This window comes from Selenomonas sp. GACV-9, from assembly GCA_900116485.1.
GTDB classification, from domain to species: Bacteria; Bacillota; Negativicutes; order Selenomonadales; family Selenomonadaceae; genus Selenomonas_A; species Selenomonas_A ruminantium_G.
Map to the genome: position 1 here is coordinate 30,156 of FPAX01000010.1, position 11,930 is coordinate 42,085.

Genomic DNA, 11,930 nt, shown 5'->3' on the forward strand with positions numbered 1-11,930 from the left:
GCTTCACCTCCTGCCACTGACAATATCATCCGCAAAATCTGACAAAGCCTGCACATAGGGCGCATGTTCTGGCAAATCCTTCATGATGCGGCCACTGCCTGTAACATCCACAATCCGCCGCTCCTCCGGCAGTATCATCGTTACCGGCCCTCCCATCTCTCCTTCCAATTTCCGCTTATGGGATTCATTACAATTCTTCACGCCTGAAAACACGGTATAAATGCGCTTGCCATAAGAATCCCACATATGGAACAGCTTCAGGGAACGCTTCACATGGCGAACTTCGTAGCCACTTCGGAGCATAGACACCAAAATATCCGTGTCCGCACACTCCGCCAGTGCCAGCGAAATAGGATTGAACCCCATGGGCAGATCCAGCAGCACATAGCGAAACAAGCTTCCCGCCATCCGTACTACTTCAATAAGCCGGTCAGCTTCCACCAGCTCTGCGTGTTCCGGCTGCAGAGGACCACTCATGATCCACACCCCTTCTCCCACCTGATGGAAATAGTGTCCCAAAGTCGAGGGTGTCAGGAGTTTTATATCATGAGATGCCTCGACCACATTGTGCTGTGGTACAGCATCAAAGAACATAGCCACATCCCCAAATTGCAGATCAGCATCGATAATAGCCACAGACTCACCGCTTCTTTTCGCCAGCTCAATGGCCATGACGGCAGCCATGGTCGTACGGCCCGAATGTCCCTTCGGACTGAAGAAGGCCAACGTGCGGGTCGGTAATGCCTGCCCCCGCCGCTTGTAGATCTCCAACGCCTTCATGATATCAACAGTCCTGAAGGGTTTAAGGATACACCCGCTGCCCCCAGCATCCAACACCCTGTCTGCCGTGCCAGCATCCCACTTCTCCATCAAGCCCAATACCATAGCCTTGGGAAAGTCTTTGACGAAACTAGGAATACGCTCTACAGCCTCGGGATCATCCACATCAAGCAGGAATAGCGTAGGCCGGAAGACACTGCTCTGTCCATAGGCCGTTTCCGCATCATGATAGGTAGATGCCAGATCGAATTCATCATCAGCCTTGAGTACTCCCGCCAGCCGGGACAACATATCACTGTCATGTTCAACGAGAATCACACGATAACTCATCCAGGTCACCTGCCTTACTTCGTGTTCTGTGCCGTCTTCCAGCCAGTACGGCCCATAAGCCAGGAAAGCAATCTGCTCTTTTCCTTTTTTCCCTGTTCCCGCTGCCGGGCTCCTTGATGCGGCTTGCTCCTGTTGGTATAACGCCCCACCAGCTGCCAATAACTCTGGGTCAAAGGCGACAAGGGAACGGAATACATCAACGGCCTTCCCATGCGGATGGAATGGGTCACCGCCTGATCATCACTGGGCAGATGATGGTAAAACCTTGTCCCCAAAAGCCGTTCCACATCCTTGGATTTTATGTAGCGGTCAGGATCAGCCTGATTTTCCACCAAACAGATCTTGCTTTCCTCATAATCGAAACGCAACAGGGTATCATACCCCACCTTGTAATTCTTCACTGCAGGCAGGAAATCCATGACCCCGACGAAATTGATCACGGTACTCATATCCAGCATCGACAAGTTCAGGGTACTGAATGCCGCTGTCAGATCCAGCACGATGAAGTTGAACCCCTTCATGGAACCAATGATTTTCTCTACTGCCTCCACATTTATCTGATATGCATCATTTATTTTTCGTGGGGGAGGCATTACCGCAAAGGACACATCTCCGCATCTGTACTCTGTCAAGTAATCCTCAACCTGAAAGCATTCTTCATCTCTCAGGATAGCCCGTTGGGCATCAGCAAGCGTAAAATCGCTGACCATGTCCAGATACCCCATGACATCACCGAACTGCAAGTCAAGGTCCACCAAACAAGTCCGATAACCCTCATCCGCTAATCCCGCTGCCAGATTTATAGCTGTGATGGTCTTCCCGCTGCCGGATGATGTGCTGAAAACAGCAATAATGATACTTCTATGTCCTTCCATATCATTAACCACTCCTTCTCACAAGATCCCTGCACTTACTTGCGGGGCAGACTATCGCGATTCAGGTATTTTCCCAATATGGATTCCTGAGCCATCTCTGCCGCTGCCTGCCTTGAATCAGCCTTTTCCTGATCCGCATCCACAGCTTTCGTCTCCGCGTTACGCTCATCTTTTGGAGACGTTCCTTCATTCAGGTCAACCTGATTCATATCCTCTTTTTCCTTTTTCCCCTGCTGATAGATTTCCTGCATATCCTTGGACATGCGTCCTATCGACACATCATTCTCATCCACCAGCCGCGGTGTTACCAGGATAATCAGCTCCTGCTTATCCTGGGAATGGGACGTGTATTTGAAGAATTCCCCAATGACGGGAATATCCCCCAGGAAGGGGAATTTCCGCACCGTCTTATAATCCCGCGAATCCATCAAACCGCCAATGACCATGGTAGAACCTGAATTTACCGTCACTACGGCATCCGCCCGCCGCCGGTCAAGAATGGGCTGCTTGTCCACGGTCTGACCGCTGGGCATGCTCACCTCAGTATGGACCGAAGCTACGATGCGATTTCCTGCATCAACCACAGGCTTGAACTGCAGGATAATACCGTAGTCCTTGAACTCTGTGGTAGGATTCCCGTTGCTGTCTCGCGTGGTGTAAGGAATCTCGCCGCCCACCTGGATGACCGCGGCCTCCCCGCTCATGGTCGTGATGCTGGGCCGGGAAAGGATCTTGGCCTTGCTCTGGGTAACCAAGGCGCTCAAGGTCATATTGATATTAGCCCGATGTTCTGTCAGCCACTTCCAAGGATTATTGCGGAATGGGGTCCCGTCACTTCCATAGGACTCACCTGCATAGAATATGCCCGGCGAGCTCAGCAGGTCTGTACCTGAAGCCGAACCATAGACCACGCCCAAATCTTTGGCCTCCTCAGGATTTATGGCAATGACCTGAGCTTCCAATTTTATCTGGGAGGGATGCCGCATATGCAGAAGATCGATAACCGAACCAGCGTCGGCCCCATTATTTCCGCCCACCGTGCTGGATTTCGATTCCTTCGTGGAGCTCTGGGTGCTCAAGCTTACATTGGTATTGCTGCCCACACTGATGCTGTCAGCCTTGTCTGCTTCCTTCACGAAGAGCTGGGCCGTCCTTACCGCATAATTGCGCTCATATTGATTCTCCACCGTACCGGATAGCAGTACCTTGCCATTTACCATCTTGACACGTACCCCCGGCAGATTGATGGCCGTTTCGATGACTTTCGCCTGTCCCTCATCCTCGGGGGACACGCCCACAACGTATTCATAGCGCGCCCCATCTTCGCCCCATACCATCAAGGAAGTAGTACCTGCACGATGGGCCACCACCATGAATTCTGATCTTGAGGACGGGACCTGCACGATTGTCGCGATATCCGGATCGCCAATGGCAATGCGGATAATCGGGGTAGGCATGGATATGTAACGGGAACTATGAACGCCCACCGACAGCAGCTCCGCTGCTGAAACCTGCGATGACAACAAGCAGATACCTGCCATGATTCCAATGATCTTTCCCCATACTTTCCTTTTCATACCATCCACCCTCACTTTGCAATGACTTTATCCCCTTGGATGATTTCATAACCTGCCGATACGCGAGGAGCCGCTGGCGCACTAGGTGCTGCTGACACCGATGCCGGTGCTGCATAAACTGGCGCAGCTGCCGGAGCCGGAGCTTTCACCACTTCGCTCCCCTTGACCGATCTGAGGGTGTAGGTATCCAAGAAATTCCCCGTATCATTCGTATGGAAAGGACGCAGGGCCAGATAGATCTCGCCCACAGCTGCGGCTGAGATCAGCTGCAGCATATCATCAGGTGCCAAAGCCAGTGTAGCTATTGCCGGTTTGGCTTTGGGTCTATCCGTCTTGCTGCTATCCTTTTCCTGTGCCGTATCCTGATTGATTCCCAAAAGCAGGACATTCCGCAGTAAGAAACGGCTGGTCGCGCCTTGATTTCCCTTTTCCACCAAGATTACATCCACATAATCTCCCGGCTTAGCAAAACCTGCGACTCCAGTAATCTCGCTGATGCCCACTGACACGGCCCGGCAGTTTTCCGGTATCTCAGCCACAAAACCTGTTTTCAGTTTATCGACTATCAATTTCGACAGGGTAACCACATCACCAGCATAGATGGTAGACGCCGCCGGCTGTCCCACTACATCCTGCAGGCTCATCATAGCACCGCGGGGAATAGCCTCCGCAGGAACTTCCTTCATTTCCAGCATGCTCTCCTGGATGACAGCACGGGAGGGAATATCTTCCTTGGCCATCACCACCTGCGTAGTAAGCATCTGTTTCACAGGAGCTACTTTCGTCTTCCCCTCATCCTTGGCCATCATGCTGGACAAGGCAAGATAAACGGCTAGAAACATCACCACTGCTGTTACTCCGGCCAGCATCAATAACTGTCTGGGCTGTAAATCATTCAATACATCCATTAGCTTGGAAAACATTGGCAACACCTTCTGTTCTGTATAAAGCTTGATGATAGATAGTTATAATAGATATCTATATACTTTCAGGTTCTTTCATAACCGAGCTCAGCTGTTCCAGCCTGCTCTTTCAAAGCCCGCTTCCGCTGATACATCTGCAAGTCAGCTCGTTCAAAGATCCTCTTATAGCTTTTGTCTTCGTCAGGCTTGTATTCAACCATCCCCACCGCGATGACAACGGCACCCTTGCAACGATTCGTTTCTATCTGCTGATTGAATGCCTGCAGCAATCGGTGCCTATTCTCATAGTCATCATTTTCCAGGATTGCTACGAATTCATCCCCGCCCACACGATACACAGGGCTTTTCTTGAATATTTCACAGATCAAGTGGCAGGCCTTTCTGATGAATGCATCACCGATATCATGCCCCAAGGTATCGTTGACACGTTTCAGGTCGTTGACATCAAAGACGGCAATCGCCAGCTCCCTTATCGTACCAGCAGCAATCTGCCTGTCAATCTGCTCGCCCTTCTCAAGATAGGCGAGTTTTGTCTTGACGCCAGTGAGTGCATCCGTATAAGCCAGCTTCCAAGCGTTTTTCAACTCCTGAAGCTGTTTCTTCTCCCGTTCCAGCGAGATTTCCAGGCTGCAACGGTACTCCTCCCGTTCGTTCTCAATAACGAAGGTACGCAGCAGGCAACATCCCAGCATATAGCTGATTGCATAGAGCGGATACGTCGGGAAAAAGATCTGCACAGCCACGAAAACCATCATGATCAGCCCCGAAAGACCGATAGTCAAATGACGCTGCCGTTTCCTATCCACGCTGTGCCACGAGACCGAAAGTGTATAGATGGCAGTCAACAGCAAGAGCACCACCTGAAAGACAAACATGAATTCCCGGGCAATACCGGTCTGATAAACACCCTGCTCATCAAACCAGAACATGACAGGCTGCCAACGGTTCAGCAGCGTGACAATGATCACATAGATAAACAAGATGCGTCCGGCATAAGTCAGCAGTCTGCTGAAATCTGTCCGGCTGCCCAAATACTCCACCGCGAAGTGTGCCCAGAGCAGGATTCCTGCTGCCATTACGACAAAGTATATTTCTGTATCCACATACAGCCAACTGATCCAGGAGCGGATATACAACCAGTCCCAAAGCATATCGGTAAAATAATAAGCGATAACCGCATACAGGAAATAGCGGTAACGCTTTTGAGTCACCGAGTCTGTTGACTCTGGCTTTTTCAGCAGGACATCATGATTGGTAATGAGCAGTACCAGCAAAGCCAAGAAATCTATCAAGCAATAATAGTACATACGCTTTCCTGCCCCCTTTGCCAATTCAGTGAATTTTGAATCATTAATATAATTCGAGAAAAAAAAAAAAATACCTGCCTGTAAACAATAAAATTTTTCCACACCCCGGTATAAGGAAAACCTTATGCTTGAATGGAAACAAAATCATCCTGAGCCATAGAAAAAATCGTACAACAGGAGTATAATGTTATAAATATCTAAATTATCGGATAATCGAGCAAAAGAGGTGCAAGGGCATGAGCAAAAAAAGCATTTACAAGAAATTGTTCCTGATATTCATACTGATGGGCATGATACCTCTGATAGCCGTCATCCTCTACGGCGGATTGCGCCTGGCCAATCATATGGAACAGCACGCTAAGAACACCGGTATGCTGAACAATAATATCGTCAATGAACATCTGACCGATATCCTGCAGAATAATTTCTATGTCCTGCACACACTGGCCAACGCGCCTACCATCAAACGTTATACCGCTTCGCCCAATCCTGCCGACGAGGCAGTCATACGGCAACTGCTCAAGAACAACGATGATCTGTTCCGCGACAATAATCTGACAGCACTTACGGATGCTCACGGGCAGCAGATCATGCGCAGCGATAACGCCCCCTTGGTCAACGTAACCCAGCGTCATCATTTCCAGGAAGCCATGGCAGGACATCCCTATGTCTCGGAAGTCATCAACAGCATGTCCACCGGCCAGATGATCGTGGTCATCGAGGTTCCGATCTTCGATGACAATCATCGTCCCATCGGCATGCTGCAGCGCAATCTGTCTGTAGACAACCTGCAGGAATTCATCCTCAGCCAGGCCCATGACGGTCTCTCCGTCATCGTCATGGATCAGGCCAACAAGATTGTGGCCCATTCCAATCTCGAGGCAACCGATGGCGAACACAAGGATAATGATTACTACCAGAAACTCCTCCGGGTCATGGACAATGATTCCGGCGTTGCCCGCATCGAACTGCAAGGCGAGGATACCTTCGTGACGTGCCAACGCAATCCGCTGGCCAACTGGATTATCGCCACCACCCAGCCAGGCCGGGTGGTTTTCAAGGCTGCCAATGATGAAGTCATTCATTTGGGCCTCCTGGGCATACTGTTGCTGATCATCGTCAGTTTCTTCGCCCATATCATGGCCAACCGTATTACCATTCCCCTCCGCCAGATCTGCAAGGTGATCACGGATATTGTCAGAGGAAATGATGATGAGAAGAAACTCAATATCTTATCCGAAGATGAACTTGGCGAAATGGCCACTGCCATCAACGAAATCCGCACCATGCGCAGCAGCCTGAAACAAGAAGCGGAACTCGACCCGCTGACAGGCCTTTCCAGCCGGGCAGCTGTGGAAAGTGTCTGCCGCCAGCGCCTGCAAGAATATGAGGAATCCTACGCCCCCGGCATGATGGCTATCTTCCTCATCGATCTCGACAACTTCACGAAAGCCACGAAAGAAGAAGGCCATCAGTACGGCAATCGCATCTTGCAGAAATTTGCGCATGGTCTCAAAGAACTGTTCCGTACCTATGACTGCGTAGGGCATCTGGATGGCGATGAATTCGTCGTCATCATGGACCATCAGAATGATTTGACCATCATCAAACGAAAAGCTGCTGAAATCAACCAGCTAGCCCGCAATCTTACCGTCGGGGAAACCAATGTCGGTATCAGTGCCAGCATCGGCATTGCCATATCGCCGCAAAACGGCAAGACATACAATCACCTCTTCCATGCCGCTGACCTTGCTCTTTTCGCCGCCAAAGAAAAGGGCCGCGACTGCTATCATATTGCCGGTGACGAATGACGATAAGTCGCAATAACACAAAAGGAGCTGTTGCCCGTAGCAACAGCTCCTTTTGTGTTATCTAGATCAATCCACCAGCTCGTAACCAGCCGTTTCTATTACAGTCTTGAATTCCTCGCGGGAAATCTCGCGGCTGGCCGTGACCTCAGCCTTGCCGCCCTCAAGGTCAACGGTAACGCTCGTGACGCCATCCATCTTGGACAGCGCATCATTCACGTGTTTCTGGCAATGCTGGCACATCATGCCCTCAATCTTCAAAGTCGTTTCCATTTGTTTTTCCTCCTTATATTCTTCCGATAAGTTCTCTTCTATAGCTGCGCTTCCTGCAGCAGCCACCGGCTGGAAGCTGCGCAGGCGCAATGCATTCAGGCAGACGCAGACGCTAGACAGGCTCATGGCCGCTGCCCCCATGACCGGCGAGAGCTTGATGCCCAGCGCCGTATAGAATACACCAGCCGCCAGCGGGATGCAGATGACATTGTAGAAAAATGCCCAGAACAAGTTCTCCCGAATATTCTTGATGACCGCCTTCGACAGGCGCACGGCATTTACAGCAGCGAGCAGGTCGTTCTTCACGAGCACAGCATCGGCGCTTTCGATGGCGATATCCGTACCGGCACCGATGGCAATGCCAACATCAGCGCGCGCCAGTGCCGGTGCATCGTTGATGCCATCGCCAATCATTGCCACCTTATGGCCCGCAGCCTGCAGCGCTGCGATATGTTCTTCCTTATGGGCCGGCAGGACCTCCGCGATAACCTTGGGGATATCCAGCCGGCGGCGGATGGCCTCAGCCGTCCGCGCATTGTCGCCAGTCAGCATGACCACATCGATGCCCATCGCCCGAAACTGGCGGATGGCCTCAGCACTCGTGGGCTTTTCTGTATCAGCCACGCCGATGATGCCGACAAGCTGCTGCCCGCGCGCAAACAAGAGCGGCGTGCGGCCTTCATCAGCCAGGGCATCGAGACGGCTCTGGTAAGGAGCCACGTCAATACCTGCCTCCAGCAGGAACTGCTGATTACCGGCCAGCCAACGCTGCTCGTCATACCGCGCCTGGACGCCACGGCCGAAGACCGCCGCAAAATCAGCCATGGACACAGGCTCGATACCACGCTCACGCACATAGCCAACCACAGCTTCAGCCAGCGGATGCTCGCTGCCCTGCTCCAAGCCGGCAGCTGCCGCCAGCAGCTCTTTCTCCTCAATACCCACTGGCAAGACCTCTGTCACCTTGGGTCTGCCCTCGGTAATCGTACCAGTCTTATCGAGGACAACCGTATCGATGGCCTGGGCATTTTCCAGCGCCTCGCCGGATTTTATCAGGATGCCGTGCTCCGCCCCCTTACCCGTGCCCACCATGATGGCGACTGGCGTTGCCAGCCCCAGCGCACAAGGACAGGAGATCACAAGAATCGAAATGGCAATCGAGAAGGCAAACTCTGCCCCCGCACCCAGCGCCAGCCAGATGCCGCCCGCAGCCAAGGCGATAGCGATGACCACGGGCACGAAGACACCAGCAATCCTATCGGCCATACGGGCAATCGGTGCCTTGCTGCCGCTGGCCTCATCGACCAGGCGGATGATCTGGCTGATTGTCGTATCCTCGCCGACGCGCTCAGCCGTGAAATGGATGAAACCCGTCTTGTTGATGGTCGCTGAGATCACCTTGTCGCCCACCCCTTTGGTCACCGGTATGCTTTCCCCTGATATGGCTGACTCATCCACGCTTGTCGTGCCGTCTAAGATCCTGCCATCCACAGGGATGCGTTCACCAGGACGGACGACAACCGTATCGCCCACTGCCAGCGACTCGATGGGAATGACCACTTCGGCGCCATCGCGCAGGATCGTGGCCTGCTTAGGCGCAAGATCCATGAGCTTTTCGAGGGCCCGGCTCGTCTGCCCTTTGGCACGCGCCTCAAGATACTTGCCCACCGTAATCAGCGTGACGATCATGCCCGCTGACTCAAAATACAGGTTGCGGCTGTACTCATCCACAAGCACCATGTCGCCATGACCGAGCCCCCAGCCGATGCGGAAGATCGCAAAGGCGCCAAACAGCGCTGCCGCCATCGAGCCCATGCCAACCAAAGTATCCATATTCGGCGCGCCCTGCAGCAACGTCCGCAAGCCCACGCTATAGAAATGACGGTTCAGGTACATGACTGGCAGGACCAGCAGCATCTGCGCAAAGGCAAAAGTGATGGCGTTCTCCGGCCCGTCAAAGACTGCCGCTATCCCCGATGGCACTGGCATTCCCAGTGCCATGAAGATCATCCCGTGCATGGACACGGCGACGACCGGCAGCAGGAACAGCAACGACAATACCAGCCGCCGTCGCAGCGCCTCAGCCTGCGCTTCGGCAGGCCTTGCCTGTGGCTCCGCACTGCTGCCTGCCGCCTTGTCGCTTTGGCAGGTGGCACCATAGCCGGCTTTTTCCACTGCGGCAATGATAGCCGCAGGACTTGTGATCGTCTCATCATATTCAAGCTGCATGCTGTTGGTCAGCAGATTGACGCTGACCGCCTGCGTGCCCGCAACCTTCTCCACGGCCCGCTGCACCCTGGCCGAACAGGCCGAGCAGGTCATGCCAGTAACTGCAAATTTCTCTTTCTTCAATGGCTCACCTCCACGATAAAATCAATAATCATTCGCATGACTTATAAATGTATCTTATACGTGAAAACCATTGCTGTCAAGGCAAAAAAAGAGCCCTCCCCCACAGGGGGACGGCCCCAGATATCAGTCTTTCTTGCCCATCAGGATCTTTTTCGTGAACAGCGTCACACAGAAGATTGCAAAGAGGATACCGCACGGATACGTGATGCTCGTCGCCAGCTTGAATCCCTCTGGCGCCTGCAGGATATACGTGAAGGTAACCGCCGACATGAACGTTGCCGGAACGGCCGGAATCATCCATGCCTTGCTGCCCTTATGGACACGGTAGAGATACGTTGCGCCCGTCCAGAGGACGATCATCGCCAGCGTCTGGTTCGTCCAGGAGAAGTAACGCCAGATGATATTGAAGTCCATCTGCGAGAGGATGCCGCCGATAGCCAGCAGCGGAACTGCGAACATCAAGCGTTTGACAGCCTTGGTCTGGTCGATGCCGAACCAGTCAGCAAGCGTCAGGCGCGCACTGCGGAAAGCCGTGTCGCCCGAGGTAATCGGGCAGGCGATGACGCCGAGCATCGCCAGCGTCGCTCCAATGTAGCCCGTCATGCTGCCAGCGCCGCCCATGAAGCCGACGCAGATATCGTAGACCACCGAACCTGCGCCGCCAGCTGCCATAGCCTTGGCCAGTCCGCCTGTGCTATCGTAGAACGTGACACCAGCTGCTGCCCAGATAAGGGCAATGATACCCTCAGAAACCATTGCACCGTAGAATACCGGCCGCCCCAGGCGCTCATCCTTGAGGCAACGGGCCATGATCGGCGACTGCGTGGAATGGAACCCCGAGACAGCACCGCAGGCAACCGTGATGAACATCAGCGGCCAGATTGGCATTGCATCCCCTTTGGGGTGCAAATTGGCCAGCTGCATTTCCGGCATCGTGTGACCGCCAACACCGAAGAGCATACCACCCATGATGCCCAGCGCCATGATGATAAGGCAGGCGCCAAACAGCGGATAGAAACGGGCAATCAATGCATCAATCGGCAGGAGTGTTGCCAGGAAGTAATAGAGCAGGACACATGGCAGGACAATATTGACGGCCACGCCCGTGAGCTTAGCCAAAAGGCCCGCCGGCCCTGTCATGAATACAGTACCGACTAATACCAGCAGTACGACTGAGAATACGCGCATGATGAACAGCATCGTGCCGCCCATATGATGACCGACGACCTCGGAGATACTCTTGCCATCCTCGCGCAAGGAAATCATACCCGAAAGGTAGTCGTGGACGCCACCGGCAAAAATCGTACCAAGGACGATCCAAAGGTATACCGACGGTCCCCAAAGGGCGCCGCCCAAAGCACCGAAAATCGGGCCAAGACCGGCGATATTCAGCAGCTGGATCATGAATACCCGCCAGGTCGGCAGCGGGATGTAGTCAACACCGTCATTATGGACCAGTGCCGGCGTAGGCTTGTCAGTCGGGCCAAACAAGTTGTCGACTATCTTGCCATAGATGAAATAACCACCAATAAGTGCCAATAGAGCAATCAGAAATGTAACCATTGAATGTCCCCCCATTCCAAGAATAAAGAATACAACTAAAACGTTTGATTGCCTGTAAATTATCTTAGCATAAGTATCATGAATTGTCTATATATTCCGAACTATAAGTATATAAAAATTTTACATTTTTCTGATAAGTTGT

At 52.6% G+C, this 11,930-nt stretch carries 8 protein-coding genes; 1 reads left to right on the forward strand and 7 read right to left on the reverse strand.

What is annotated here, in order from left to right; translation table 11 throughout:
- Positions 1 to 3: 3 nt before the first annotated feature.
- The 5 genes from BM322_RS09165 to BM322_RS09185 all read right to left on the reverse strand — a co-directional run bounded on the left by BM322_RS09165 (position 4) and on the right by BM322_RS09185 (position 5,792).
- Positions 4 to 1,110: a MinD/ParA family protein gene (locus tag BM322_RS09165; RefSeq protein WP_075429846.1), complete on the reverse strand. Its 1,107-nt coding sequence runs from the start codon at positions 1,108 to 1,110 to the stop codon at positions 4 to 6.
- Positions 1,111 to 1,124: 14 nt separating this feature from the next.
- Positions 1,125 to 1,985 carry an AAA family ATPase gene (locus tag BM322_RS09170; RefSeq protein WP_075429847.1) on the reverse strand — a complete coding sequence of 287 codons (861 nt, stop codon included), beginning with the start codon at positions 1,983 to 1,985 and terminating at the stop codon, positions 1,125 to 1,127.
- Between the two features lie 35 nt (positions 1,986 to 2,020).
- Positions 2,021 to 3,562: a type II and III secretion system protein family protein gene (locus BM322_RS09175; protein WP_075429848.1), complete on the reverse strand. Its 1,542-nt coding sequence runs from the start codon at positions 3,560 to 3,562 to the stop codon at positions 2,021 to 2,023.
- Positions 3,563 to 3,573: 11 nt separating this feature from the next.
- Positions 3,574 to 4,485 (reverse strand): Flp pilus assembly protein CpaB, encoded by a 912-nt coding sequence (gene cpaB, locus BM322_RS09180; RefSeq protein ID WP_075429850.1) that lies wholly within the window; start codon positions 4,483 to 4,485, stop codon positions 3,574 to 3,576.
- A gap of 65 nt (positions 4,486 to 4,550) precedes the next feature.
- Positions 4,551 to 5,792: a GGDEF domain-containing protein gene (locus tag BM322_RS09185; protein ID WP_075429852.1), complete on the reverse strand. Its 1,242-nt coding sequence runs from the start codon at positions 5,790 to 5,792 to the stop codon at positions 4,551 to 4,553.
- Between the two features lie 236 nt (positions 5,793 to 6,028).
- Here BM322_RS09185 and BM322_RS09190 point away from each other — a divergent pair, with 236 nt between their 5' ends.
- Positions 6,029 to 7,603 (forward strand): diguanylate cyclase domain-containing protein, encoded by a 1,575-nt coding sequence (locus tag BM322_RS09190; RefSeq protein ID WP_075429854.1) that lies wholly within the window; start codon positions 6,029 to 6,031, stop codon positions 7,601 to 7,603.
- Between the two features lie 66 nt (positions 7,604 to 7,669).
- Here BM322_RS09190 and BM322_RS09195 read toward each other — a convergent pair whose 3' ends face one another.
- Positions 7,670 to 10,225: a heavy metal translocating P-type ATPase gene (locus tag BM322_RS09195; protein WP_075429856.1), complete on the reverse strand. Its 2,556-nt coding sequence runs from the start codon at positions 10,223 to 10,225 to the stop codon at positions 7,670 to 7,672.
- A gap of 123 nt (positions 10,226 to 10,348) precedes the next feature.
- The gene (locus BM322_RS09200) at positions 10,349 to 11,788 is read right to left on the reverse strand and encodes a carbon starvation protein A (protein ID WP_075429857.1); all 1,440 of its coding nucleotides are present in this window, start codon (positions 11,786 to 11,788) and stop codon (positions 10,349 to 10,351) included.
- Positions 11,789 to 11,930: the final 142 nt, after the last annotated feature.